The 25,384-nt window shown below is 46.1% G+C and carries 24 protein-coding genes; 8 read left to right on the top strand and 16 right to left on the bottom strand.

Annotated elements, in window-relative coordinates:
* Positions 1-48: 48 nt before the first annotated feature.
* The gene (locus ICN26_RS09925) at positions 49-786 is read left to right on the top strand and encodes a CoA pyrophosphatase (RefSeq protein WP_216268233.1); all 738 of its coding nucleotides are present in this window, start codon (positions 49-51) and stop codon (positions 784-786) included.
* Complete coding sequence (locus ICN26_RS09920) at positions 783-1,742, top strand: CobD/CbiB family protein (protein WP_216268232.1); 960 nt, start codon at positions 783-785, stop codon at positions 1,740-1,742. Before ICN26_RS09925 ends, ICN26_RS09920 begins: the two co-directional genes overlap by 4 nt.
* Here the strand turns inward: ICN26_RS09920 and rsgA are convergent.
* Together rsgA and ICN26_RS09910 are read right to left on the bottom strand one after the other, a co-directional pair.
* Positions 1,687-2,700, bottom strand: a complete 1,014-nt coding sequence (gene rsgA / locus ICN26_RS09915) for a ribosome small subunit-dependent GTPase A (protein ID WP_216268231.1) — start codon at positions 2,698-2,700, stop codon at positions 1,687-1,689. The two genes, ICN26_RS09920 and rsgA, sit on opposite strands and share 56 nt — an antisense overlap.
* Before the next feature lie 22 nt (positions 2,701-2,722).
* A complete protein-coding gene (locus ICN26_RS09910) occupies positions 2,723-3,973 on the bottom strand; it encodes a M48 family metallopeptidase (RefSeq protein WP_216268230.1) in 1,251 nt (416 codons plus the stop codon).
* 15 nt (positions 3,974-3,988) lie between these two features.
* Between ICN26_RS09910 and orn the strand changes: the two genes are divergently transcribed.
* The gene (gene orn, locus ICN26_RS09905) at positions 3,989-4,576 is read left to right on the top strand and encodes an oligoribonuclease (RefSeq protein ID WP_216268229.1); all 588 of its coding nucleotides are present in this window, start codon (positions 3,989-3,991) and stop codon (positions 4,574-4,576) included.
* 76 nt (positions 4,577-4,652) lie between these two features.
* Here orn and mog read toward each other — a convergent pair whose 3' ends face one another.
* Positions 4,653-5,276: a molybdopterin adenylyltransferase gene (gene mog, locus ICN26_RS09900; RefSeq protein ID WP_216268228.1), complete on the bottom strand. Its 624-nt coding sequence runs from the start codon at positions 5,274-5,276 to the stop codon at positions 4,653-4,655.
* A gap of 26 nt (positions 5,277-5,302) precedes the next feature.
* Between mog and pmbA the strand changes: the two genes are divergently transcribed.
* Entirely contained in the window at positions 5,303-6,649 is a 1,347-nt protein-coding gene (gene pmbA / locus ICN26_RS09895) for a metalloprotease PmbA (protein WP_216268227.1), read from the top strand.
* Between the two features lie 68 nt (positions 6,650-6,717).
* On the top strand, positions 6,718-7,800 hold the full coding sequence (locus tag ICN26_RS09890; protein WP_216268226.1) for a TRAP transporter substrate-binding protein: 1,083 nt from the start codon (positions 6,718-6,720) through the stop codon (positions 7,798-7,800).
* Positions 7,801-7,884: 84 nt separating this feature from the next.
* Here the strand turns inward: ICN26_RS09890 and ICN26_RS09885 are convergent, their stop codons facing one another.
* The 5 genes from ICN26_RS09885 to fdxA all read right to left on the bottom strand — a co-directional run bounded on the left by ICN26_RS09885 (position 7,885) and on the right by fdxA (position 12,392).
* The gene (locus ICN26_RS09885; RefSeq protein WP_216268225.1) at positions 7,885-9,591 is read right to left on the bottom strand and encodes an amidohydrolase; all 1,707 of its coding nucleotides are present in this window, start codon (positions 9,589-9,591) and stop codon (positions 7,885-7,887) included.
* 87 nt (positions 9,592-9,678) lie between these two features.
* Positions 9,679-10,176, bottom strand: a complete 498-nt coding sequence (locus tag ICN26_RS09880) for a dihydrofolate reductase (RefSeq protein WP_216268224.1) — start codon at positions 10,174-10,176, stop codon at positions 9,679-9,681.
* 14 nt (positions 10,177-10,190) lie between these two features.
* Positions 10,191-10,985 carry a thymidylate synthase gene (locus tag ICN26_RS09875; RefSeq protein WP_216268223.1) on the bottom strand — a complete coding sequence of 265 codons (795 nt, stop codon included), beginning with the start codon at positions 10,983-10,985 and terminating at the stop codon, positions 10,191-10,193.
* Between the two features lie 38 nt (positions 10,986-11,023).
* A complete protein-coding gene (locus tag ICN26_RS09870) occupies positions 11,024-12,067 on the bottom strand; it encodes an NAD(P)/FAD-dependent oxidoreductase (protein ID WP_216268222.1) in 1,044 nt (347 codons plus the stop codon).
* Position 12,068: 1 nt separating this feature from the next.
* A complete protein-coding gene (gene fdxA, locus ICN26_RS09865; protein WP_216268221.1) occupies positions 12,069-12,392 on the bottom strand; it encodes a ferredoxin FdxA in 324 nt (107 codons plus the stop codon).
* 179 nt (positions 12,393-12,571) lie between these two features.
* Here fdxA and ICN26_RS09860 point away from each other — a divergent pair, with 179 nt between their 5' ends.
* Entirely contained in the window at positions 12,572-13,486 is a 915-nt protein-coding gene (locus ICN26_RS09860) for a ketopantoate reductase family protein (RefSeq protein ID WP_216268220.1), read from the top strand.
* A 15-nt stretch (positions 13,487-13,501) separates the two neighbouring features.
* Positions 13,502-14,125, top strand: coding sequence for a hypothetical protein (locus tag ICN26_RS09855; protein ID WP_216268219.1), 624 nt, complete (start codon positions 13,502-13,504; stop codon positions 14,123-14,125).
* A 75-nt stretch (positions 14,126-14,200) separates the two neighbouring features.
* Here ICN26_RS09855 and ICN26_RS09850 read toward each other — a convergent pair whose 3' ends face one another.
* The 3 genes from ICN26_RS09850 to ICN26_RS09840 form a co-directional block, all read right to left on the bottom strand.
* Complete coding sequence (locus ICN26_RS09850; RefSeq protein WP_216268218.1) at positions 14,201-16,075, bottom strand: TRAP transporter large permease; 1,875 nt, start codon at positions 16,073-16,075, stop codon at positions 14,201-14,203.
* Positions 16,068-16,736: a TRAP transporter small permease subunit gene (locus ICN26_RS09845; protein WP_046330576.1), complete on the bottom strand. Its 669-nt coding sequence runs from the start codon at positions 16,734-16,736 to the stop codon at positions 16,068-16,070. The genes ICN26_RS09850 and ICN26_RS09845 overlap by 8 nt, the downstream gene beginning before the upstream one ends.
* Positions 16,737-16,849: 113 nt before the next feature.
* The gene (locus tag ICN26_RS09840) at positions 16,850-17,965 is read right to left on the bottom strand and encodes a TRAP transporter substrate-binding protein (RefSeq protein WP_046330575.1); all 1,116 of its coding nucleotides are present in this window, start codon (positions 17,963-17,965) and stop codon (positions 16,850-16,852) included.
* 244 nt (positions 17,966-18,209) lie between these two features.
* Here ICN26_RS09840 and ICN26_RS09835 point away from each other — a divergent pair, with 244 nt between their 5' ends.
* Positions 18,210-19,196, top strand: coding sequence for a 2-hydroxyacid dehydrogenase (locus tag ICN26_RS09835; protein WP_216268217.1), 987 nt, complete (start codon positions 18,210-18,212; stop codon positions 19,194-19,196).
* A gap of 8 nt (positions 19,197-19,204) precedes the next feature.
* Here ICN26_RS09835 and ICN26_RS09830 read toward each other — a convergent pair whose 3' ends face one another.
* The 5 genes from ICN26_RS09830 to ICN26_RS09810 form a co-directional block, all read right to left on the bottom strand.
* Complete coding sequence (locus ICN26_RS09830; protein WP_015421612.1) at positions 19,205-19,498, bottom strand: hypothetical protein; 294 nt, start codon at positions 19,496-19,498, stop codon at positions 19,205-19,207.
* Positions 19,499-19,509: 11 nt separating this feature from the next.
* The gene (moeA, locus tag ICN26_RS09825) at positions 19,510-20,832 is read right to left on the bottom strand and encodes a molybdopterin molybdotransferase MoeA (protein ID WP_216268216.1); all 1,323 of its coding nucleotides are present in this window, start codon (positions 20,830-20,832) and stop codon (positions 19,510-19,512) included.
* The gene (mobA, locus tag ICN26_RS09820) at positions 20,829-21,434 is read right to left on the bottom strand and encodes a molybdenum cofactor guanylyltransferase MobA (protein ID WP_216268215.1); all 606 of its coding nucleotides are present in this window, start codon (positions 21,432-21,434) and stop codon (positions 20,829-20,831) included. The genes moeA and mobA overlap by 4 nt, the downstream gene beginning before the upstream one ends.
* Positions 21,434-22,546 carry a GTP 3',8-cyclase MoaA gene (gene moaA / locus ICN26_RS09815; RefSeq protein WP_216268214.1) on the bottom strand — a complete coding sequence of 371 codons (1,113 nt, stop codon included), beginning with the start codon at positions 22,544-22,546 and terminating at the stop codon, positions 21,434-21,436. The genes mobA and moaA overlap by 1 nt, the downstream gene beginning before the upstream one ends.
* 82 nt (positions 22,547-22,628) lie before the next feature.
* Entirely contained in the window at positions 22,629-25,271 is a 2,643-nt protein-coding gene (locus ICN26_RS09810; protein WP_216268213.1) for an Rne/Rng family ribonuclease, read from the bottom strand.
* Positions 25,272-25,384 lie beyond the last annotated feature (113 nt).

Genomic DNA, 25,384 nt, shown 5'->3' with positions numbered 1-25,384 from the left:
AAGAAGGCGGCCTAGGCTGCCTTTTTTATTGCCCTAAAATAAAAAAAGATGCCAAAGAATCTCAAACCCCAAGAGCCAAAATTGAGTATTGCTACGCCATTGAATTTTGATGCGCAGGCGATTCCAATTTATGAGGTTTGTACGGATCAGCCCAAAGTGATTGCCCATCATTTGGACCCATCCAGCCTAAAGCATCGCTTTCAGAGCCCCCCTGTTTGGCAGCCAGAGATTACTGATGAGAATCGGCATGTCATCGCTGCAGATATTATCTCCAAGCGTGAGGCTGCTGGAAAAGTGACCCGGGCAGCCGTGTTAATCCCTTTACTTCTGAAGGGGGATGGACTCTCCGTACTATTAACCCAAAGAACCGATCATTTGCATGACCATGCTGGTCAAATTAGTTTCCCAGGTGGGCGGATGGATCCATGTGATTTTGATCCCAATCACACCGCTTTACGAGAAAGTGAAGAGGAAATCGGTTTGAATCCCCAGGGGGTTGAGATCATTGGTCATTTACCTCAATATTTAACGGTTTCAGGCTATAGTGTGACGCCGGTGGTGGGCTTAGTAAAACCTCAGGCAGAATATGCTTTAGATACATTTGAAGTGGCAGATGTTTTTGAAGTGCCTTTACATTTTTTGATGGATCCCGCAAATCATCAAGTGCGGGTCTGGGAGAGTGATCAGGGTAGCCGTCGTTTTTATTCAATGCCCTATGAGAATCGTTTTATCTGGGGTGCTACAGCTGGAATGTTACGTAACCTTTATCATTTATTAAAAGTATGACTTTCTTTTCTATCCTCTTCGCCCTCATTGCTGAGCAATATCGCCCAGTAACCTCGAGCCATTGGATCGCGCGCATGAGCGCTCGCTGGCTTGATTGGGTTGCTGGTGAATTCGGTGGCAAGACCGAACAAGGTGCAAGTCCGGTAGGTGCGCGCATGGCCTGCTTGGTGGCGTTCATTCTGCCCACATTCCTAGTCTTCGTGCTGTATGTAGTCTTTATGGTGACATTCCCAATTCTGGGATTCCTATGGAACGTGTTGATTGCCTATCTATTTTTTGGCTTTCGCCAATTTAGCCACTCTTTCACACTAGTGCATGAGGCTATTGCAAACCATGATTTGCCTGCAGCTCGTTTAGCACTGGCGCAGTGGTATGGCCCTGAATTAGATGCTTCTGAGCTCACCGAGACTGAAGTGATTTCACTTGCACTAGAGCGTGCCATTATTGGTTCACACCATCATGTATTTGGTGTGCTGTTCTGGTTCTTAATGCCAATGGGTCCCGCAGGCGTAGTGTTGTATCGATTAGCTGATACTGCTGCTCAGCGCTGGTCAGAAAAAGGCGACTTTAACTTGAGTGAATCAGCACGCCATTTCTTTTACGTATTAGATTGGGTGCCTGCACGCATCACTGCAATGGGCTTTGCGATTGTGGGTAACTTTGAAGGTGCCGTCTATGCATGGCGTCACCTGACTGGCAAATGGTCTGACTCTGTGTCAGCAGTAATCTTGGCATCTGGAAGTGGCGCCTTAGGTGTTCGCCTGGGTGAGCCCATGAGCGAGCCTGATAGCGATGAAGCTTTGCGTATGGCCGAAGCTGGCGAGCCTGTTTTTTACGAAGTGGGTCTGGAGCCAAATGAGCGCACCATGCGTTCCGCCGTTGGTTTGGTGTGGCGTTTAGTCATCGCTTGGATGGCTTTATTGCTAATGCTGACCATCGCTCTTTGGCTTGGCTAATGCCCTGAATTTGTGTATCGGCGGTTTTTGAGTCGGAACGCAATTGCCTAAATAGCGCCAGTCTTTCTGGTGCTATTTCATTTTTGTCGACAGCTTCTCGTATTGCGCAATCTGGCTCTGATTGGTGCGCACAGTTATGAAAGCGACACTTGCCTAGTAGCTCATGAAACTCCCTAAAAGCATGCTCTAGCTCACTAACCGACATGTGTGCCAAGCCAAACTCCTGAAAGCCTGGGGAATCGATTAAAGCACCCAATTTGCCACTAGGATCACGCCCCCAAGCCTCTGGTAGCTCAAAGTAGCGGCAAGCGGTTGTGGTGTGTTTACCAGTATCTAAGCGAACAGAATACTCTTGAGTAATCGCTGCTGCATTAGGAACCCAGGCATTGAGTAGGCTAGATTTGCCCATGCCAGATTGACCCACGAACACAGATACTTTGCCGCAAATGGCAGGGCGCAATGCTTCGATAGAGGCTTGATCAAATTTGGCTGATACCTCAGTAACTGGGTAGCCCATACGAGCATAAGGCGCAATAATCTTGCGAGCATGTTCCAAGTTGTCCTTGAGGTCGCACTTGTTCAGTAAGATATGCAAACCAATTTGATTGGTCTCTGCGGCAACAACAGCTCTTCCCAAAAGATCGGGGGAGAAAGCCGGTTGCGTAGCTAGTACGACTAATATCTGATCAACATTAGAGGCAATGAGTTTACTTTTAAAGGCATCGGATCGATAGAGTAAATTTTCTCGTGGTTCGATGCGAATAATTCGGGCTTGATCAACCGAAGTCATTTCCAACAACATGCGGTCACCCACAGCGCCAATATGCTGCTTTGCTGGAGTGCTGACTTGAATTAATTCACCGGCAGGAGATTCATTTCCGCGCTCATCTTTGACTAAACGCTGCGCTAAATAATGTCTTCCATAGGAGGCAGTAAGCAGCGCATGAAATTGTTCCATTAATTAAACAATTCCAAATTACCTAGTTAAATCGCTTGAGATTGGCAATACGTAATGGAGCAGGTGGATGCGAACTATAAAAAGTCGTATAGATCGGATCTGGCGTTAGGGTTGACGCATTGTCTTGATAGAGCTTAACTAAAGCAGAAATTAAATCACTTGCAGAAGATTTGTCTGCAGCAAAACCATCTGCCTCATATTCATGTTTGCGCGATGCTAAGCTAGACAGCGGCGTCAGGAAAAAGCTAAATACTGGTGCAACGAGCATAAAGAGTGCTAAAGCCAAACCACCGTTATAGCCATTCAGGCTGGGCATCACACCCAGATCGTTGTAGAACCATGGCTGGGTGCTGATCCATCCCAAGAGTGCAAACGTCAGAAAGCTCATGGCAAAGGAGACTAGTAAACGCTTGCGGATATGGTTGCACTTGTAGTGACCAAGTTCATGCGCCAGGATAGCCTCTACTTCGCCGGGATTGAGCTTCTCAATCAAGGTATCAAAAAAGACAATACGCTTGGCTTTGCCCATACCTGCAAAAAATGCATTACCGTGCGCACTGCGCTTGCTACCATCCATGACGAACAGACCTTGGCTGGCAAAATCACAGCGGCTTAGTAAGGCTTCGATTTGCGTCTTTAGCGGCCCCTCTTCTAGCGCTTGAAACTTATTAAAGATCGGTGCGATGAAGGTCGGAAATATCCACTGCATCAATAGACTAAATACAGTGAGTACACCCCAAGCCCACAGCCACCAAAAGTCACCTGCTTGAGCCATCAGACTGAGAATAACCCAGAGAAGTGGAACGCCAATTGCGCCACCAACACCTAAGCCCTTGAACATATCGCTAAAAAAGAGTTTGCCGTTCATGCGATTAAAACCAAAGCGCTCTTCTAAGTAAAACTGTTTGTACCAAGAGAAAGGCAGATCCAGAATTCCGGAGATTAAGACGATGGATATCAGCAGGGCCATTTGCTGAGCAATGCCCTCACCCAATAGCTGCAAAAGCGATAGATTTAAAATCTGCAAACCACCCAAGAGCGTGAAGCCGATCAAGATAATGGCACTGACGCCATTCTCTAAAATACCTAGGCGCAATTTGGCGATCGTATAGTCGGCAGCCTTTTGATGTTCGGCCAAAGAGATCTGAGATGCAAACTCAGCAGGCACCATATCGCGGTTGATAGCGACGTGCCGAATTTGGCGTTGGGATAACCAGTGGCGTAGACCAAAGCTGGCGATGAAGGCGATTAGAAAAATAATTGTGAATGTCATGAGATGATTATAGATATGAGTGAAAAAACAAGTACTCCAGCACCAAAGGCGGCGCCAGCCAATGAGCACCTGATTTGGGTGGATATGGAGATGTCAGGCCTAGATCCTGAAAAAGAGCGTATTTTAGAAATTGCTGTGATTGTGACCGATGCACACCTCAATACAATCGCTACTGCTCCTGTTTGGGTGATCCGCCAGGAAGATGCCTTATTGGATGCGATGGATGCCTGGAATAAGGGCACTCACGGCCGCTCTGGCCTCATTGACAAGGTCAAGGCCTCAACAACGGATGAGGCTACTGCTGAAGCTGAATGTATTGCCTTTTTGAAAAAATATATTAAGCCCGGTATTGCGCCAATGTGTGGCAATACGATTGGTCAGGATAGACGCTTTATGGCGAAGTACATGCCAAAACTAGAAGCGTTCTTTCATTATCGAAATATTGACGTTTCTACGCTCAAGGAGCTGTGTAAACGTTGGCATCCTGAATTGGTGAAGGGTTTCACTAAAAAGCAGGCGCACACCGCCTTGGCTGATATTGAGGAGTCTATTGAAGAACTCAAGTACTACCGAGAAAAGTTTATCGTGCCTTTGCCGGAGTAATTCATTATTCAAAAATGAGTAATGAAAAAAGGGTCTAGTAATAGACCCTTTTGCTTTCCCCAAAATGATTGGCGGCCTATTTCTTGATTGCGCTCTTGGGCCTAAAGGCTTTGACGATGCTTTCATCGGTCTCGATATAGGGGCCGCCGATCAGGTCGATACAGTAGGGGACGGCGGCAAAGATGCCTGGAGCAATAGATCTACCCTCGGCATCCTTCAAACCTTCAAGAGTTTCTTTGATGGATTTGGGTTGACCTGGCAGGTTGATGACTAGGGCAGTGTGCCCCTCAATTTCTCGAAGAACGGCAGTTTGGCGTGACAAAATCGCCGTAGGTACAAAGCGCAGGCTAATTTGACGCATTTGCTCGCCAAATCCGGGCATTTCCCGGGTTCCAGCATCAATTGTGGCCTCAGGGGTGACATCTCTTCTGGAGGGGCCTGTGCCGCCTGTAGTGAGGACTAAATCGCAACCGAGGTCATCAGTCAGCTCTACGATCGTTTCGGTAATAACCTCCCGCTCATCCGCGATCAGACGCTCATGAAAGACACAGGGGGTGCTAATGGCGGTCTGTAGCCACAATTGCAGGGCAGGAATGCCCTCATCGGTATAAACGCCCTTACTAGCTCTATCGGAGATCGATATTAGGCCAATTTTGATTTCGTTGGGAGAGGATCTTTTCCAAGCTTCGGTATGCTTCATGTTTCTATTCTAGCTATTATTAGGGCATGTTTACACACTCATCAAATCAGTTTCAAGAAATCATCGATTTCATGCTCACAGAAGCCAAAAGACGGGGTGCCTCAGATGCCGTGGCTGAAGTTTCTGAAGGCCAAGGTCTCTCGGTTACCGTTCGCAAAGGCGAGGTCGAGACGATTGAGCAAAGCTTAGACAAGCAAGTTGGCGTAACAGTATTTTTAGGCCATCGTCGAGGTAATGCTAGTACCAGTGATTTCTCCAGGGATTCTTTAAAGGCAACCGTCGAGGCTGCGTACCATATTGCCCAACATACGGCGGAAGATCTGTGCGCTGGCCCTGCTGAAAAAGAACTGCTCGAAAAACATCCTCTAGATCTTGATTTGTTTCATCCATGGGATTTGGATTCGGCAACGGCAATCGATATTGCGCGCACTGCAGAAGGTGCCGCCTTTGCAGTCAGTAAGCAAATTAAAAATAGCGACGGTGCTTCGGTATCGGCTCATCATGCGCATTTTATGATGGGAACCAGCCACGGATTTATGGGCGGATATCCATTCTCACGCCACTATATTTCATGCGCACCCATCGCAAATGAGGGTGGCAAAAAGTCACTCATGCAACGAGATGATTGGTATTCCAGCTCACGTATTCCAGGGGAGTTGGCTGATCCAGCTACCATTGGTAAATATGCAGCAGAGCGTGCACTTTCACGCCTTAAGGCAAGATCGCTCACAACTCGCCGTTGCCCAGTCATTTTCGAAGCCCCCTTGGCTGCTGGCCTATTGGGCGGATTGGTGCAAGCAGTGTCTGGTGGTGCTTTATATCGTCGCTCTAGTTTTCTATTGGACAGCCTAGGTAAGCAAGTATTACCAAAGCATGTCAGTCTCTTTGAAAATCCTCACCTCAAGGCAATGACAGGAAGCGTACCTTTTGATGAAGAAGGTGTGAAGACTTCGGCGAGAACCGTGGTTGAGAAAGGGATTTTGCAAGGTTATTTCTTATCTACTTATTCCGCCAGAAAACTCGGAATGAAGACTACTGGTAATGCGGGAGGTTCACATCATCTGACATTGCAGAGTCGCAAGACACCAAAGGGAGGACTACCAGCGCTCTTACAAGCAATGGGTACGGGTTTGCTAGTTACCGAACTCATGGGGCAGGGCGTGAACTACGTCACTGGTGATTACTCTCGTGGTGCCTTTGGTTACTGGGTACAGAATGGCGAGATTCAATATCCGGTTGAAGGTATTACGATTGCCAGCAACCTACGAGATATGTTGATGGATATTCAGATGATTGGTAGTGACACACTGATTCGGGGCACCAAAGAAACAGGCTCCATCCTAATTGGATCAATGACTATTGGTGGTAAGTAAAGTAAAACAACAACATCATCAAAATACAGAGAACATTAATAATAAAAACTATTTTGGAGGAGAAGACGATGCAAAGACGTTCCTTTTTAAAGAAAGCCACTATCGGCGCTGGTGCAGCAGCATTGGCGGCACCATCGATTGCACAGAGTTTGCCAACGCTCAATTGGCGTTTGGTATCTAGCTTTCCTAAATCTTTAGATACTTTATTTGGCACCCCGGAAGTATTTGCCAGCGCTTTGCGCAAAGCAACAGATGGTAAGTTCAATGTCAAAGTATTTGCTGCTGGTGAAGTAGTTCCAGCGCTACAGGTATTAGATGCTGTTCAAAACGGTACAGTGGAGTGTGGCCATACCGCCAGCTATTACTACCTAGGCAAGAACAGCGCATTTATTTTTGATACAGCGGCACCTTTTGGTATGACAGCACGCCAGCAAACTGCATGGATGTTGCATGGCAATGGTATGAAGCTGATGCGCGAGCTCTACGCCAGCTACAACATTGTTAATTTCTTAGGCGGACAAACTGGTACTCAAATGGGCGGTTGGTTTCGTAAGGAAATTAAAACTCCAGAAGATCTCAAGGGACTCAAATTCCGTATTGCTGGTTTTGCAGGGCAAGTGCTTGCAAAGTTAGGTGTGGTGCCACAACAGTTGCCTGCTGGTGAAATTTACTCAGCACTAGAAAAAGGCACGATTGATGCCGCTGAATTTGTTGGTCCATATGATGATGAGAAATTGGGTTTAGCTAAAGTGGCTAAAAACTATTACTACCCTGCATTTTGGGAAGGTGCGGCTGGGCTTTCATTCCTAGTGAATAAGAAGCAGTGGGATTCATTGCCACCTTCATATCAGGCGGCATGGGAAGCTGCTTGCTTTGAGGCGCATGTTGATATGTGCGCTAAGTACGATGCCTTAAATCCACCAGCCCTACAGCGCTTAGTCCAAGGTGGCGCGGTATTGCGTAAGTTCAATACCACTGTAATGGATGCCTGCTTTAAAGCAAGCCAAGAAACCTATGCCGAAGAGTCCGCCAAGAATCCCCAATTCAAAAAAATCTTCGAAGATTATCGTGTGTTTAGAAACATGGAAGCTCAGTGGTTCAATGTTGCTGAGCAAGCGTTCTCCCAATACAGTTTTGCTAAGAAGCTGTAAATTCTGGGCTCTGGGAGTGGGGTTCCCCAAATAAAGAAAGCCACCCCAGGGTGGCTTTTCTTATCAGGAGAGATGTAAAAATCTTCACTGCTTCTTAAAAACCTGTCTTCCATTAACCCAGGTTTCATTCACTTCAATATCTCTAATTTTGTAGGCATCCGTTTTCATTGGATTTCGATTAACGATAGCGAAGTCAGCATATTTGCCCTCCTGAATCGATCCAATCTTGTCGTCCATTTTCAATTGATAGGCAGCATCAATCGTGACGGCTTTTAGAGCATGATTAATGGAAATCTTCTGACTTGGATTCAGTACCTTTTGGGGTGAGACTTGCCATAAGCGAGCAGCACCTTCGGAGGCGTACTTCAGTGGATGTATTGGTGAGACGGGGGAGTCGCTATGGTATGCAAAATGCATGCCTCTTTTAATTAAGCTTGCGCTAGGGTCAATTCGATCCGCTCTTTCTGGCCCAATAAGGTGATTGTGAAACGCCTCACCCCAATAGTCAGTGTGCCCAATCGTAAAGCCAGGAACTACCCCTAGCTTTGCTGCTTTATCAATCTGCGCTTCAGTTGGTACAGTAAAGTGCTCAATTCTTAATCTGGTTTTAGCATCGGCTGGTTTTGTAACTAACTTCGTAAAAACATTCAAAGTCTGCTCAATCGACTTATCGCCATTTGAGTGAACAGAGAGTTGCCAACCCTGATCAAATCTTGGTTTGGCAAGATCGTATAGCTCTTGCTCGGTAAAGTTGAGGGTGCCTGTATTGCTTGTTCCAGCTGGATAGTCGTACGGCTTACTCATTGCGCCAGTCAAGCCTTGGTTGGAGCCATCAGCCACAATTTTGACGCCGATTAATTTAAAGGTGTCATCACCTTGCCCTGGCTTGTACTTATTGTTTGTGATTGGGTATGCATTTGAATACATATAACCTCTCACACGAACTGGAAGCTTGCCGCTTTGGGTCATTGCATTAAATAAGGCATATTCCTTATCAACGCCAAGGTAAGCGCCAACAGTGATTTCTGCAGAAGTAGTGACGCCCTTGCTTACTAGTCGTTGTCCAACTTTAGCAACCGCTTGCTCGACCACCTCTTGGGTGGGTGGGGCCATCTTAGCAAGGAACAGATAAAAAGCAGGCGCTTCATAAACTACACCAGTTAAGCGCCCCTTGCTATCTTTCAGTAACTTACCACCCTTGGGATCTGAGCTGGAATCATTCAACCCTGCCATTTCTAGAGCCTTATGATTCACGTAGGCAATATGCATACTTTGATTCATAACAAAAATGGGCTTAGTTGTCGATACCTTGTCCAAGATGTCTGCAGTTAACTCAGACATAAATGGTTCTGTTCTAGATGGGTCAACGCCAAAGGCATTAATCCATTCACCATCTTTAAAGTTTTTACTATAGGCGGTGAGCTTTGCTACCAAACTATCTAGGGTGTCATGGGGCATTGTGAAGTTGGAGAGATTGAGAAAAATCTCTTCTGAAAATGCCGTCCCCATAATATGCACATGTGGCTCAACTAAACCGGGCATTAAGGTCTGACCATTCAAGTTAATCAACTTCGTATCTTGCCCTTGAACAGTCTTGAGCTTAGCTAGAGAGCCAACCTTGAGAATTTTCCCATTTTGAACTGCTACAGCCTCAGCTGAGGGTTGGGATTTATTCATGGTGAGAATATCCCCGCCATAAAAAATGGTGTCTGCATTCCCGGCGGCGTTAGCTATTTGGCTTGCAGAAAGTAGGCAGATTAATGCAAGAGTAATGCGGCTTAAGAGGTACATTTGCTAACCTTAATATTGAAAATGAATTAATAAAAATAGATGAAGTCTGAAGTGCGAATGATGGTTTTGAATGCTTAGCAACTTTTTCTAATTACGCTCAAGCGTAATGAAATTAAATAAAATTTCACCTTCAGATGCGGGGGTGCACTCTACTTCTTTCCATTCTGATGGATTGGGAACTTCGAAGAAGGTATCGCCACCGTCTACATCGATATCAATTTCGGTGATGAAAAGACGATCTGCTTTGGGGAAGGCTTGAGTAAAGAGTTGCTCTCCACCAATCACAAATACTCGGGGGAATTCACTCAAAGCGGCAAGTGCTGCATCAAGGGAGTTGACCACCTCCGCACCAGCCAACTTGAGATCAGCATTGCGACTCACCACAATATTGCGACGTCCCGGAAGAGGGCGGCCGATAGACTCCCAAGTCTTGCGACCCATGATGACAGGATGACCCATTGTTACCTTTTTGAAGAACTGTAGATCAGCAGAAATCTTCCAGGGCATTTGATTGTCTTTACCAATCACGCGATTACGTGAGCGAGCCACAATCATGGAGATGGCGGGATGCTTAGCTACGGTCATGGGGATCTAATTTCTTAAACAGCTACAGGAGCTTTAATGGCGGGATGGGATTCATAGCCGGCGATTTCAAAATCTTCGAATTCGTAATCAAAGATGGAGTTTGGCTTGCGCAAAATATTGAGCTTAGGTGGCGGAAAGAAGTCTCTTGATAGCTGGAGATCGACTTGCTCCAAATGATTGCTATAAAGATGACAGTCACCACCAGTCCATACAAAGTCACCAGCTTCTAAATTGCACTGCTGCGCCATCATGTGAGTCAGTAAGGCATAGCTAGCAATATTGAAGGGCACACCTAAGAAGATATCCGCACTACGTTGATAGAGTTGACAAGATAGCTTGCCATCAGCAACGTAAAACTGAAAGAAAGCGTGACAAGGCGCCAAAGCCATGCGAGGAATATCAGCCACGTTCCAAGCGGAAACAATCATGCGACGAGAGTCTGGATTCTTTTTCAGGGTTTCTACCACTTCAGCGATCTGGTCAATATGCTCACCATTCGGTGCTGGCCATGAGCGCCACTGATAGCCGTAAATCGGGCCAAGGTCACCATCTGGAGCTGCCCATTCATTCCAAATGGAAACACCACGCTCTTTAAGCCAGTTGTTGTCAGTACTGCCTTTGAGGAACCAGAGTAATTCCAGAATAATGGACTTGAGATGCAACTTCTTCGTCGTCACCATCGGAAAGCCTTCGGCCAGATTAAAGCGCATCTGATGGCCAAAGATAGAAATAGTGCCAGTACCCGTTCTATCGGATTTTTGGACGCCTTTTTCAAGGACTTCCTTCATGAGATTGTGATATTGACGCATAGGTTTATTCAGTCAAATAATTCAGTGATGTTAAGAGCTTACTCGAATGTCGATGGGCTTACCCCAAGCGCCTTATGAAGCTTTGGGGATGTGGTGGTGTATTGGAGTTGAATCTGCTTTTCTGGGGCCAGATAGGCGGCTGCTGCAAAGGCCGCCAAGGCTGATTCATGAAAGCCTGACAAAATCAGTTTTTTCTTGCCCGGGTAGATATTAATATCCCCAACGGCGTATATGCCGGGAGTGCTAGTCTGAAAGCAGGCAGTATCCACAGCAATTTGCTTACGGTCGATATCTAAGCCCCAGTCGGCGATAGGGCCTAATTTAGGGGAAAGTCCATAAAACAGTAAGAGTGTATTTAATGCAATTATCTGAACCTCGCCATCAATATTAGTGACGGCAATTTCAGTAAGTTTGTCATTAGACGATTCAATGCCCGTAATTTGTCCAATGATGAGTTGCATCTTGCCGGCAGCACAAAGAGCTCGCATCTTAGCAACTGACTGAGGGGCTGCTTTAAATTCATCTCGGCGATGTATGAGTGTCACACTGGCAGCTTGATCGGCAAAATGTAATACCCAATCCAGCGCGGAATCTCCGCCACCACAAATCACTATGTGCTTGCCTATAAATTGCTCAGGATTTCTGACGCGATAGAAAACTTGTTTATCGACAAAAGCTTCAATGCCATTTAGGTTGAGCGTGCGCGGTTGAAATGCACCAACACCTGCAGCTATAAAAATCGCTCTACTCAAAAATTGCTGATCTTGGGATGTGCGAATCAGAAAACGACCATCAGCCTGTTTCTCAAGGGTAGAGACCTCTTGATTTAAGTGAAACTGCGGTTTGAATGGCTCAATTTGTTTGAGTAGATTACTAACTAGCTCACGACCAGTGCAAACCGGAATTGCCGGGATGTCATAGATGGGTTTATCTGGGTAGAGCTCGATACATTGACCTCCCACTTCAGGTAGGGAGTCAATGACATGCGCTTTAATTTCTAAGAGACCAAGCTCAAAGACTTGGAAGAGCCCCACCGGACCGGCGCCAATAATGACTGCATCGGTTTCAATGGGGTGCTGCAATTTACTTTACCAGTTGATCAATTTTATTTTTAACGTCTTTCCACTCATCCGCATCTGGAAGGGCTGATTTGGATTTGGTGATAGATGTCCATCCTGGGGAAAGGTCAGCATTTAATTTGATGAAAGACTGTTGATCTCCAGGTACATCATCTTCCGCATAAATCGCATTGACTGGACACTCTGGTACGCAGACTGCGCAATCGATACATTCATCTGGATCGATTACTAAAAAGTTAGGACCTTCGCGAAAACAATCGACTGGGCAGACATCAACGCAATCAGTGTATTTGCAGCGGATACAAGCTTCGGTAACAACGTAAGTCATTATGGTTTACAGGTAAGGGGTCCGGATAAATGGACTGTCAGATTATAAAAATTCATTTTAGCTGAAATGGCCTATATTTTAAGCAAACCTCATTTTTTCCATTAGGCTAACCCTCTTTAGTTAATTTTTGTGGATTCGATATATTCTATGAGTACTAAGTCACAAAAAAGCGTTTCTTCATGAAAATATTGATTGTTGGTGCTGGGGGTATTGGCGGCTTTTTTGGTGCCAAACTACATCAATCGGGCGCAGATATTACCTATCTACTGCGAGAGCAGCGCCAGCAGCTTATTCAGAAACAAGGCTTGACGGTAGAGACCCCTAGGGGGAGCTTTACCATCCGTCCAGAAACGATTCTGGCCAAGCAATTAGAGCCTATTTATGACCTGATTATTTTGGCTTGCAAAGCCTTCGATTTAAAGGATGCACTTGGTTCAATCATCAAAGCAAGCTCAAAAGGGGTCATTCTCCCATTTTTAAATGGCTTTACCCATCTTGATACCCTAGATCGCCAATTTGGTAGGGAGCGGGTCATGGGTGGTGTCGCCCACATTGCCGCAACCATTTCTGAATCAGGCGCTATCAAACAATTGACGGAGTTAAATTCATTAACGATTGGTCCCAGAACACCGGGACAAGAAGCGTTGTGCCAGGCATTGTTTGCCTTATGCAAAAAGGCGGATTTTGATTCTTTTTATAAGGAAAATATTGAGCAAGCCCTATGGGACAAATGGACTTTCCTAGCAGCGCTCGCCGGTATGACAACAATCTGTCGTGGTTCGATTGGAGATATTGCAGCAACTCGATACGGCAAGGATCTCAGCGGGAAAATGTTTGCTGAATGCTGCGCCATCGCTGCAAGCCAAGGGCGACCAATTGATGGGTCTACGCAATCAAGCTCTAAAGATATTCTCGTTAAGGAGGGGTCGCCTTTCACGGCTTCAATGTTGAGGGACTTGCTTGCAGGCAAGAGGGATGAGCACGAGCATATCTTGGGCGATCTGATTAGTTTTGCTAATTTGAGCTCAATAGACTGCCCCCTATTAAAAATTGCTTATACCCATATGGCGGTAGAGAGCAAAGGAAGGATTTGAGCAGGGGATTTCCCTATGGCTTTACTTTTTCATAGAGAAGCCGAATTGATTACACTTCAAGAATCGTCATTAATTAAATCCACTAAGAAAGAACGGACCATGGAAGAGTATCGGCTGAAGATCGATAAAACAGAAAAACCATTATTGATCATTGATTACACCTTTGGGGGAGACCGCAATCTGGAATTAATGAAATCAACAAACTTACCTACTGCCTTACAAAATACCAAGGTAAAGACTGAGTTTGATTTGGCTTACGCGTGGAGCGATTTTGCACGCAAGTATCTAGAGAAAACAAAAGAGATAGCAGCAACCCCTATTTGCTGGCAAGGACACTATGATCAGCTTGGTAGGGTGATGCTCGAAATGATGCGCTTAAGTAGGGATAGACAAGAAATGGTAAATCAAGAGGGGGTTTACGACATTATTCCCAATCTAGAGGAAATCCCTTTTGTTAGCAAACCCTCGCGCCTTGAAGATAAGATGTTTTGCCGTATCTGGCTTTCTTTAATTCGTCATCCTGCCTTTATTGAGATGGAGTTAGATGAAGAGGAGTTGGCATCATTCAACTACTGGCAAGGTTTATTTACGGTTGCTTTGGGTAAGACGAATAGTGAGCTACTCAATCAGATGACTTGAAGTATGGTTGGTGTGGGATAGAAAAAAGCGCTCCCTTAAGAGCGCTTTTTCTTTTAGCAAAACTACCCAGTCTTATTAACCTCCGTAGAGGAACTTCGGTAGCCACAATGTCATGCCTGGCCAAACATACATAAAGGCCATGCATGCAATCACGATAAACATGTAAGGCATCATGCCTGCGAAAATCTGGTTGAGCGTGACGCCTGGTGGCGAAACTCCCTTGAGATAGAAGGCAGACATCGCAACGGGTGGTGACAAGAAGGCCGCTTGCAAGTTCACAAAGACCAAGGTACCCCACAAGAGTGGATCGATGTTGAAGTGAGCCAACAAAGGCAAGAAGATCGGCACGAAAATCACAATAATTTCTGTCCACTCTAGAGGCCATCCTAGGAAGAAGATGATCGCTTGAGAGAGCAGCATAAATTGGATTGGCGTTAGATCAAGCATCAGCACCCATTTCTCAATGAGTGTTTGACCGCCCAAAATAGTAAATACAGCAGAGAAGAGCGCTGAGCCTACGAACAGCCAGCACACCATCGATGTTGTTTTAGCTGTCAAGAAAACTGCTTGCTTGGTGCGCTCAAAGTTTAAGGTGCCAGCTTGAAATGCCAGTATGAAAGCACCTAATGCACCTACTGCAGCAGATTCAGTGGCGGTAGTAATGCCTAATAGGATGACAGCCAGTACTAAGAGCGTCAGAACGCCTAATGGCATCACAGATTCAATCAGTAGCTTGAGAATCTCAAATTGCTCCTCATCTAACTTAATGTAGTAATAAATGAGTAATAGGCCGAAGAGGATACAGGTCAAGCCAAAATACAGCTCGAAGTTCTCTGGCGGCCCTACAGCTGCCTCTGGAGCGGCATCTGCCGATGGAGCATCTCCAGCAGCAGCATCTAAGGCAACCAATGGAGCATCTACTTCGGGCTCTTTAGATTTGATGTTATTGGAGGTGGCATCAAGAGATACTAGGCCTTCTTCAACCGGTTCCGCAACGCTTGTTGCAGCTTGAGCAAGCTCAGTCACCACTGGAACATTCAGCGCATCTCTTTCATTTTGCTGATGAATGATGACATACCACCATACTCCCCACATGGTGACTGCAACCAAGGCTAATGGGGTAAGCGCTGCGAGCACATTTTTGAAAATTTTTGCAAAAGAGAGTCTTGTATCAGCCGGTGCATTCATCAATTTAGCTGGAGAGAACAGCGCCTTAAATGAGGCAACCAGCATATTGTGGGCATAGTTATCACGCAGAAAACGAATCGTCGGCGGAATTGGAACGACGAGTTGTTCTGGTGGTAGCTTAGGCGCAACTTTGGGATTGATTAAGGCCCAACCAATGATGTAAACCAAATACAAAAAGGCAAGGAAAAATCCTGGCACCATGGCAGCAGCATAGAGTTTGACAACAGATTGACCAGCAACTGCTGCATAAACAATAATCATGACCGAAGGCGGAATCAAAATACCTAAGGTGCCACCAGCTGTAATAACACCAGCCGCTAGTCGCGTATCGTAACCAGCATTTAGCATCGGTTTCATGGCAATCACACCCATGAGAACAACAACAGCACCAACGAGGCCGCTTGCAATGCCCCAAAAGGTACAAACAATGAGAGTGGCTACAGCCAAAGAAGCTGGCAGTCGACGGAATGCTAGCTGGATGCTGTAGAACATCTTGTCTACCAGCGCCCCTCGTTCCATCACATATCCCATTAATACAAAGAGCGGAATGGATAAGAGGACATCATTCGTCATACCTCCGAAAGTTCTTTGTACCATCAGAGTAAATACTTTATTTGCAGTCCAGCTTTGCGCTGGATCGTAAAAAGCTGCAAAACCAAACATCATGCCCAGACCCATTAGGGTAAAGGCGGTTGGGAAGCCCAGCATGATTACAACAATAATCAAGCTGAGCATAGCTAAGCCAAGAATCGGATCACTCATGATTTATCTCTTTAGTTTGACCAATGCGATGATGAGCTGCTTCATCGATGGATTTAGCATTTTTAATTGCTTGTTGACGGGCCTCTTCATCAACGTGAGTAGAAGCAGCCAATTGCTGTTCAACTACGTCGATTTCTGCGGCATCTTTTAAGCGTGCTGGCCATTCGCCGGATTTAATACAAATAATGCAACGCATAATCTCAACAAAACCTTGCAGCAGTACAAATGCTCCTGCAACTGGAATGATGGTCTTAAAAGGGTAGAGTGGGGGACCATTTGCAATTTGGGTGGTGTGCTCACCAATGCGCCAAGATTCTGCAGCATAGGTATAGCCGGCATAAACCAAAGCAGTAATTCCGGGTAGGAAAAAAGCGATGTACAAAATCAAATCTAGAGTTGCCTGTGTTCGGGGCTTCATCGATCCATAAAGGAAGTCACCTCGAACGTGTCCATTTTGTGCCAAGGTATAGGCGCCGCATAACATAAACATAGTCCCGTAGGCCATGACAGATAACTCGCCAATCCATGCTGATGGGGAATTAAATGCATAGCGTCTCACAACATCCGTAAAGACCATGAGCATCAAAAGGACGACTAGCCAAGCAGCAGCTTTGCCAACGAAGGTGCTGATCTCGTCGACTCTTAGCATGAATTTATCCATAAACCACTCTCCTAAAACATTAATCTATTTCTTTGGGCAGATGTAAAAAAACCGGACGGGGGTACCGTCCGGTTGAGATACACACAGTAAATTATAAAGGCAAATTTGCCTCATTAGCCCTTGAAGTAGTGGTCGTAGGCAATCTTCATATCGACGTTGGTGAGCAAATCCCAGCGAACTGCGCGTTGAGCAAAGGCTTTTTGTGAATCCAGCACTTTCTTGAACATTGGGAGTTCAGAGGCTTTCTTCGCAATAATCTTATCCCAGGCATTCAATTGGGCCACCAAAATAGACTTCGGTGTAGCGTAGAACTTCACCTTGTCTTTGGTTTGTAGTTCAACAAAGTCTTTGGAGTAGCGATCAATTGCTTTCCATGACATATCTGCAGAAGCTGCTTGGGTTCCGTATGACAGAATTGCCTGGAGATCTGCAGGTAAGGAGTTGAATTTCTTCTTATTGAAGATAATTTCAAATTGCTCTGAGCTCTGATGGAAGCTTTGAAGCATATTGACTTTAGATACGTCAGGGAATCCAAGGAGACGGTCTGAAGAAGCATTATTAAATTCAGCAGCATCTAAAACACCGCGGTCCATTGCTGGAATGATTTCTCCGCCAGGTAGAGCTTGAACTGATGCGCCCATATCTGTAAAGATCTCAATAGAGAGGCCAACGGTACGATATTTCAAGCCCTTTAGGTCGTCTGCTTTTGCAATTGGCTTTTTAAACCAACCTAATGGCTGGGTTGGCATTGGGCCATATGGGAAGGAGACTACATCGAGTTTGAGGTCGTTGTAGATTTCATTAAGCAATTGCTGACCGCCACCATATTGGTTCCAAGATAGGAGAGTATTGGCATCCATACCAAAGGCTGGACCTGATCCCCACAGAGCTAATGCCGGACTTTTACCGTACCAGTAAGCCAAAACGCCATGGCCACCGTCTAAAGTACCGCTAGATACAGCATCTAACATATCAAAAGCTTTAACTACTGAACCAGCAGGCAATACCTCAATCTTCAGTCGACCACCTGACATGGCATTTACCTTAGTTGCGTAATCATTCGCATACTCGTGGAAAATATCTTTAGCTGGCCAAGTGGACTGAAAGCGCAGGTTCACGGTTTGCGCACTTGAAATCATTGGGAAACCCATTGCGGCTGCACCGGCAGTTCCTACAGCAGCACTTTTAAGAAACTTACGGCGTGGGCTAGTGTTATTAGTTTCTGACATCTAAATCTCCTGTGGTCGTTTATTATAAAAATACTGCTTATCTGTTCAATATTAAACAAAGTTTCTTAAAATTGGAGCAAGTAAGATTGGGGGTTTCCCCTTAATATTGGTCTAATAAGTTAAAAATTTATAGAAACTAGCATGGTATCTATGTTGCATTGCATCAAATTTCGTCCCATTCTTCAACATTGAGCTGACTAAAAATATTTGGCATTGGGTAAATGGCCAGATCAAAAGGATATAAATGAGCAATAAACCAAAGATCTTAGTAAGTAGAGCAATCTTTTCTGATCAACTAGCGGAGCTGGAGAAATCCTTTCAGGTTCGATCTAATCAGGCCGATCGAGTATTTACTCCAGCAGAGTTACAAAAAGAACTGTCAAACGTAGTCGGTGCATTGGTAACTGGTAGCGAGCGAATAGATGCAAGTGCTTTGCAGAATGCTAAAGATTTAAAAATAGCGGCGAATATTTCAGTTGGCTATAACAATTTTGATGTTCCTGCGATGAGCTTATCGGGGGTGATGGCTACCAATACTCCCGATGTTCTTACTGACACCACTGCTGATTTTGGCTTTGCTTTACTAATGGCAACTGCCAGACGAATTACCGAATCCGAGCATTGGGTGAGGGCGGGAAAATGGGATCAGTGGTCGATTGTGAATAATCCCTTGGGGATGGATTTACATCACAGCACCATTGGCATTATTGGCATGGGTCGTATTGGTCAAGGCATTGCAAAGCGTGCACTCGGTTTTGGAATGAAAGTGATTTATCACAACCGAAGCCGTTTATCTGAGGCAAATGAAAAAGCGTGTGGAGCGAGTTATGTCTCCAAAGAAGAGCTACTTCGAACCGCGGATCATGTTGTACTTGTTCTGCCTTACACACCTCAAAATCATCATACGATTGGCGCATCAGAAATTGCCCTGATGAAACCCACCGCTACTCTAATCAATATTGCCCGTGGCGGTATTGTGGATGATGAGGCTTTAGCAAAAGCATTGCAAAGTGGCAAGATCTTCGCGGCGGGCTTAGATGTTTTTGAGGGTGAACCTCAAGTGCATCCAGAGTTGCTCAAGTGCAGCAATATTGTGTTGGCTCCGCACATTGCTAGTGCTACAGAAAAAACGCGTAGAGCGATGGTGGATCTTGCAGTGGAGAATTTGCGAGCTGCGCTTAATGGGAAGAAGCCACCAAGCTTAATTAATACAGAGGTATTTAAAGCCTAGCTGAAAACTTAATCTGCTTCAATTTCTTCTGGGAGCTCACGAAGAGCAAGTTCAATGCCACCAAATTTACCTGCGACCCAGTTGTAGACCTTGCAAGCAATCCACAGTAAAGCAAAACCAAGTAGGGCATTCAGAATCAATGCAGAGAGAACGGTAAACCCAGGAATGGCACCGTCACGAATGAAGGCTACAAACAAGGCTAACAACACAATCGGTACAGAGAAGCAGAGATAAACCAAAACCAGGGTTTTGGCGGTATGCATTGGATCTACGAAGGCAATTTCTTTTTTGGTGAGTTTCATGAGGTGCAATCTTAAAGCAGTCCGTCGAAAAGCGCCACATCTACCCATTCACCGGCTGCTACATTTCCTTGCTCATGAGACAAGATTACAAAGCAATTTGCCTCGCTCATCGATCGCAAAATTCCAGCACCTTGGCTGCCGGTTAACTTGACCGTCGGCTTCCCATCAGGTCCACGCCCCATAACGGCACGCTGAAATTCTGTTCGGCCCGGTTTTTTCCGGATCGGTGCCTCGGCAATCGCTTGGGTCATTAGCTGCTCAGTCTGGCTTGCGCCGTTGAGTTGTAATAAAGCTGAGCGAACAAATTGGTAGAAGGTCACCATCACTGCAACGGGATTGCCAGGCAGACCAAAGAAGAGGGTCTTGCGGCTAGATCCATCAATTGACTTGAGCATCCCAAAGGCCATGGGGCGTCCTGGGCGCATGGCGATTTTCCAAAAGCCTACGTCACCCAGTTCTTGCATGATCTGTTTGGTAAAGTCTGCCTCACCAACAGAGACTCCGCCAGAAGAGATCAGAACATCTGCTCTAGAGGCTGCATCTACGAAGGCGGCTTTGAGTGAGGCGGGATCATCACGCACAATGCCGCAGTCAATAATTTCTAGATTGAGTCGATTGAGTAAGCCTGTCAGGCTATAGCGATTACTGTCATAAATACTGCCCGTATCAAGAGCTTGTCCAAGAGAGCGCAATTCATCTCCAGAGGAAAGAATAGCCACTTTGAGTTTGCGATGCACCTTTAGACTAGCAATACCTAACGAAGCAGCTAGACCAAGATCTGACGGTCGCAACAATCGACCGGCTGCAATAGCGGCTTTATCTCTTTGCAAGTCTTCGCCACGTAAGCGGCGGTTCTCTCCACGCTTCACTTGATTTTGTTTAAAACCCACGGTTGACTCACTTGCGGATTCTGTAAATTCCTGAGGAATGACGGTATCGCAGCCATTGGGCATGAGGGCGCCAGTCATAATCTTGAGGCATTCACCTGGGCCAACAAGCCCTTCATAAGGCTTGCCAGCATAGGCTGTACCAACAATCTTCAAGGTAGCTATGGCTTCGCTATTTCCTAGGCAATCGCCATTAAAGGCGAAGCCATCCATGGCAGAGTTATCGGCAGCAGGGACATCAATCGGGGACAGCAAATCTTCCGCCAAAATGCGATTAATCGCTTGATCCAAGGTGACTAACTCAATATCACTCGCATTATTCAGCTTGCGAGACTCGAGAAGTAATTCATTGACTAGGTCTGAGATAGCCTTACGTGCTTCATCCACATGGAGTGAGGCAGTCAAGAGAATGGGGCTGTTTGGGGAGTGCTTGATTAAATCGGTCATGAAGATACCTTTTCTAAGGCAGCTAATTCTTCTGGTGTGTTCACATTGGCAAATGCTTGAGGGTTTTCGAAAACTACAGTGCCAGAACGTAATTCTTTAAACCAGCGGTCAATTTTCAAATCCCCTTTACTTAAAAAGGCATCTAAAGAATCCTGTAAATCAGTTTTCATTAAACAGAAAACTGGTTGCGACCAAATCTTGCCGTCATCTTCTTTTGAAGAGGCAAAAACGAGCTCTAAATCATTACTTTCCAATTGGTGTGCCATCTTTTCGGCAAGATCGGTAGGCAGCAAAGGGGAGTCGCAAGGCGATGTCAGCAAGTAGGGCGTTTTGCAATGCTTCAGTCCAACTGAGAAGCCAGCTAGTGGGCCAGAAAAATCCGGAGTTTCATCCATGAGTACTGGATAGCCGTAGTGCGAATATTTAGTAATACTGCGGTTAGCATTAATCAGAATAGTACTGACTTGGGGTTTGAGTCGGCTGATGGCGGATTCAATTAGAGGTTTGCTATGAAAGGGAATTAAGCCCTTATCAATGCCACCCATTCTTTGGGCGCGGCCTCCCGCCAAGATGAGTCCAGTAATGTCTTCTGAGGTAATCATTAGCCGCCGATGTAAGACATCTCTACTTTGCGAGCGGAATTCGATTCAGCGGTGTTAGATCCTCGAATCTCTGAGTAGTGATCATTACGTCCTGACCATGTCGACATGATGGCATTAGCAATTTCTAAATCACTTCTTCCAGAACGCAATAGCGTTTTGAAATCAAAGCCTTCATTTGCGAATAAGCAGAGATACAGCTGACCATCCGTAGAGATGCGAGCACGCGTGCATTCGTGACAAAAAGTTTGTGTGACACTAGAAATAAAGCCAATTTCACCAGAGCCATCAAGATAGCGCCAGCGTTGAGCCACTTCACCAGGATAGTTAGCCTCAATAGCTTCTATTGGAAAGACGGCATGAATCCGATTAGCGACCTCTTGAGAGGGAAGTACCTGAGACATATTCCAGCCGTTAGAGCTACCTACATCCATAAATTCAATAAAGCGCAGTGTTACACCGCTACCTTTGAAATGCTTGGCCATGCCAATAATTTCTTGGTCGTTCGTTCCCTTCTTAACCACCATATTCACTTTGAGATTGGTAAAGCCCGCCTCTTGAGCTGCTGCAATTCCATCAAGTACATCCGTAACTGGAAAGTCGACATCATTCATTTTCTTGAAGATGTCATCATTCAGGCCATCAAGGCTAATGGTGAGGCGATGCAAGCCTGCCGCTTTTAATGCGGCCGCCTTTTTGCGCAAAATACTGCCATTAGTAGTTAAGGTGAGATCAAGCGGTTGATCTGCCGTAGTGTGAATCTTAGCCAGCATCTCAATCAGTACTTCGAGATTTTTACGAAGTAAAGGCTCGCCACCAGTGAGACGAATTTTTTCAACACCTAGCGAGGCAAAGACGGTTGTTAAGCGGGTGATCTCTTCAAAGCTGAGCAATTCATTATGGGAGAGATAGGGGTAGTCTTTGTCGAAGATTTCCTTAGGCATGCAATAGGTGCAGCGGAAATTACAGCGATCAGTGACGGAGATGCGTAAATCTCGTAGCGGGCGTCCGCGGGTATCTTTGGTTGAGGTGCTCGCAGCCAAGAGCTGTCCTGGTATGGACGGCGTAAGGCCTTTACCTTCATCTAAACGTATGGGGATTACTTTTTCAACCATGCGTAATTATGGCTATGAAACCGTGTTTCTGCCAAACTGCCAAATATCTTTGTGGGATAAATAGCAGTCTGGAGAAATTGGATTAAACCGTTTTTTCTTGGCCGCCGGTTTCAACTAAAACCATCGGACCATTTTGCAAGCTAACAGGAGCTTTAGGAGTTCTGCCTGTTGGCAAAATTTCTGGCTCTGCTTTGATTTGCGATTGTGCTTCTTGATGCTTGCCAGTATCTGTTGCAACCCACACCATGCCAGCAGACTGAACTACGCTGTGCAATGGAGTCTCTTCGAGTGCCTGGAAGGCAACCTTAGGGAGCTCAGGCATCGGTTTAGCAATCACTTCAATTGCTGGAGCTGATGCAGTGACTGGAGTAGCCGCAGGAGCAGCGTGATCAGTACGATTGCTTTGACGCGGCGCACGTTGTTCTCTTGGTTCTCTAGGCGCACGTGGTGCCCGCTCTTTCGCTTCGTTAGAAGCTACAGGCGCAGTCGTATGTCCAAAGCTTTGGGCAATGTTCTGAATCGGCATTGAAGCAGATGCTCCCGCCATTCCTACTGGAGGACCGGTGAATGAAGTTGCTTCTGAAACAACAGAAGCAATTGCTGCATCACCAGTGGACTCAGTGCGCTCGCCACGTTGACCACGACCACGACCACGACGGTTGCGACCACGACCACGACGCTCTTCGCCATCTACACTTGGAGTTGCATCAGTTCCAGGAGCAGCTTCAGTAGCTGGAGTTATCGCAGCTTGATTTTCTGGTTTTGGATTGTTTTGGTTGCGGTTATTACTATTGCCATTTCGGTTGCGACCATCTTGACGACCTCTACCTGAACCTGCCTCGCGTGTTGCATTTGCACCTTCAGTGCTTACCGCACCTTCAACTTGACGCTCAGCACGATCGTTACGCTCGCCGCGACGACCACGATTGCGGTTATTGCCATTGCGATTGTTTTGGTTGCGACCACGTGGTGCGCTAGGAGCGGGTTGTGCTTCTGGTTTAGGTGCTGAAGAGAATAGGTTCTTAATGAATCCGAAGAATCCACCAGTGCTAGCAGTTTCTGCGGTTATCTTTTCAGTACGTGCAGGACGTGGCTGACTTACTGGAGCCGGTGCATTTGGCGTAATACCTTTGACAGCAGCTTCAGGGCGAACTTTAACATCTGCATCTTTGCGGCTTACCGCGGTATCCGTTTCGAGTTCACGCGCTGCCTCTTCAGCCATCACGTAACTGGCCTTTTGATCGTCAAGACGTGGATCATCATGACGTAAACGCTCAAGCTTGTAATGTGGTGTTTCTAAATGCTTGTTAGGAACCATTAAGACGTTCACTTTGAAGCGTGACTCGATCTTGATAACTTCAGCGCGTTTCTCATTGAGTAAGAATGCAGCCACTTCAACTGGAACTTGCGTATGAATAGCAGCAGTGTTTTCTTTCATTGCCTCTTCTTGGATGATGCGCAAGACTTGCAATGCAGAAGATTCGGTATCGCGGATATGGCCGGTGCCATTACAACGTGGGCAAGTTACGTGGCTGCCTTCAGAGAGGGCAGGGCGTAAACGCTGGCGTGACATTTCCATCAAACCAAATTTGGAGATCTTACCCATCTGTACACGGGCACGGTCATGACGCAGAGCGTCGCGTAAGCGATTTTCCACATCCTTCTGTGCTTTACTTGATTCCATGTCAATGAAGTCGATCACTATCAAACCACCCAAGTCACGTAAACGTGCTTGACGGGCGATTTCATCGGCAGCCTCTAAGTTGGTGCGAGTAGCAGTCTCTTCAATATCAGAGCCGCGCGTGGCACGTGCGGAGTTGACGTCGACTGAGACTAAAGCTTCGGTGTGGTCAATCACAATTGCGCCACCCGAAGGCAATGGCACGGTACGTGAGTACGCAGTTTCAATTTGGTGCTCAATTTGGAAGCGGGAGAACAATGGAACATCGTCTTGGTAACGCTTCACTCTTGGCAGGTTATCTGGCATCACCACTGACATAAATGCCGCAGCTTGCTCGTAGATATCATCCGTATCGATGAGGATCTCACCAATATCTGGTTGGAAGTAATCGCGAATCGCACGAATCACTAAGCTCGATTCGAGGTAAATCAATAGTGGTGCTGAATTACCTTTAGCGGCTTCGTCAATCGCTGTCCATAACTGCATGAGATAACTTAAATCCCATTGCAATTCAGTAGCATCGCGGCCAATACCTGCGGTACGAGCAATGATGCTCATGCCATCCGGTACTTCTAATTGAGACATTGCCTCACGGAGTTCTTGACGGTCTTCGCCTTCAATACGACGAGAAACACCACCTCCACGTGGGTTGTTTGGCATTAATACCAAATAGCGACCTGCCAAGGAGACGAAAGAGGTCAGGGCAGCGCCTTTTTGGCCACGCTCTTCTTTTTCTACTTGAACAATAATTTCTTGGCCTTCACGTAAGGCATCTTTAATGGAGGCATTACGGACGTCAATACCTTCTTTAAAGTAGGTACGCGCAACTTCTTTAAATGGCAGGAAGCCATGGCGTTCTTCACCGTAATTTACAAAGCAAGCTTCGAGCGAAGGCTCAATGCGAGTAATAACACCTTTGTAAATATTGCCTTTACGTTGTTCACGACCGGCAGCTTCGATATCGATATCGATGAGTTTTTGACCATCGACGATGGCAACTCGCAACTCTTCTTGTTGAGTTGCATTAAATAACATGCGTTTCATAACACTCTCCTATTGGGAATGTGTCGTTGCGCGCTGCGTTAGGGACAAGTTAGATACCGCTTGGGGCATAGCCCATTGGCGGCTTTGGAGTGTGGATCAAACAAATCCAGGCA

The sequence above is a fragment of the Polynucleobacter hallstattensis genome, from assembly GCF_018881835.1.
Lineage (GTDB): Bacteria > Pseudomonadota > Gammaproteobacteria > Burkholderiales > Burkholderiaceae > Polynucleobacter > Polynucleobacter hallstattensis.
This window is presented reverse-complemented; position numbering and strand designations above follow the sequence as displayed.

Bases quoted from the DNA above. Each gene is read 5' to 3' on its own strand.
- ICN26_RS09875 (WP_216268223.1), bottom strand. From the start codon at position 10,985: ATGCGTCAATATCACAATCTCATGAAGGAAGTCCTTGAAAAAGGCGTC.
- ICN26_RS09835 (WP_216268217.1), top strand. From the start codon at position 18,210: ATGAGCAATAAACCAAAGATCTTAGTAAGTAGAGCAATCTTTTCTGAT.
- ICN26_RS09920 (WP_216268232.1), top strand. From the start codon at position 783: ATGACTTTCTTTTCTATCCTCTTCGCCCTCATTGCTGAGCAATATCGC.
- ICN26_RS09860 (WP_216268220.1), top strand. From the start codon at position 12,572: ATGAAAATATTGATTGTTGGTGCTGGGGGTATTGGCGGCTTTTTTGGT.
- moaA (WP_216268214.1), bottom strand. From the start codon at position 22,546: ATGGTTGAAAAAGTAATCCCCATACGTTTAGATGAAGGTAAAGGCCTT.
- ICN26_RS09830 (WP_015421612.1), bottom strand. From the start codon at position 19,498: ATGAAACTCACCAAAAAAGAAATTGCCTTCGTAGATCCAATGCATACC.
- ICN26_RS09925 (WP_216268233.1), top strand. From the start codon at position 49: ATGCCAAAGAATCTCAAACCCCAAGAGCCAAAATTGAGTATTGCTACG.
- mog (WP_216268228.1), bottom strand. From the start codon at position 5,276: ATGAAGCATACCGAAGCTTGGAAAAGATCCTCTCCCAACGAAATCAAA.
- ICN26_RS09880 (WP_216268224.1), bottom strand. From the start codon at position 10,176: ATGACCGTAGCTAAGCATCCCGCCATCTCCATGATTGTGGCTCGCTCA.
- orn (WP_216268229.1), top strand. From the start codon at position 3,989: ATGAGTGAAAAAACAAGTACTCCAGCACCAAAGGCGGCGCCAGCCAAT.
- pmbA (WP_216268227.1), top strand. From the start codon at position 5,303: ATGTTTACACACTCATCAAATCAGTTTCAAGAAATCATCGATTTCATG.
- ICN26_RS09850 (WP_216268218.1), bottom strand. From the start codon at position 16,075: ATGAGTGATCCGATTCTTGGCTTAGCTATGCTCAGCTTGATTATTGTT.
- ICN26_RS09855 (WP_216268219.1), top strand. From the start codon at position 13,502: ATGGCTTTACTTTTTCATAGAGAAGCCGAATTGATTACACTTCAAGAA.
- ICN26_RS09910 (WP_216268230.1), bottom strand. From the start codon at position 3,973: ATGACATTCACAATTATTTTTCTAATCGCCTTCATCGCCAGCTTTGGT.
- ICN26_RS09890 (WP_216268226.1), top strand. From the start codon at position 6,718: ATGCAAAGACGTTCCTTTTTAAAGAAAGCCACTATCGGCGCTGGTGCA.
- rsgA (WP_216268231.1), bottom strand. From the start codon at position 2,700: ATGGAACAATTTCATGCGCTGCTTACTGCCTCCTATGGAAGACATTAT.
- ICN26_RS09885 (WP_216268225.1), bottom strand. From the start codon at position 9,591: ATGTACCTCTTAAGCCGCATTACTCTTGCATTAATCTGCCTACTTTCT.
- ICN26_RS09845 (WP_046330576.1), bottom strand. From the start codon at position 16,736: ATGGATAAATTCATGCTAAGAGTCGACGAGATCAGCACCTTCGTTGGC.
- moeA (WP_216268216.1), bottom strand. From the start codon at position 20,832: ATGACCGATTTAATCAAGCACTCCCCAAACAGCCCCATTCTCTTGACT.
- ICN26_RS09840 (WP_046330575.1), bottom strand. From the start codon at position 17,965: ATGTCAGAAACTAATAACACTAGCCCACGCCGTAAGTTTCTTAAAAGT.
- fdxA (WP_216268221.1), bottom strand. From the start codon at position 12,392: ATGACTTACGTTGTTACCGAAGCTTGTATCCGCTGCAAATACACTGAT.
- mobA (WP_216268215.1), bottom strand. From the start codon at position 21,434: ATGATTACCTCAGAAGACATTACTGGACTCATCTTGGCGGGAGGCCGC.
- ICN26_RS09810 (WP_216268213.1), bottom strand. From the start codon at position 25,271: ATGAAACGCATGTTATTTAATGCAACTCAACAAGAAGAGTTGCGAGTT.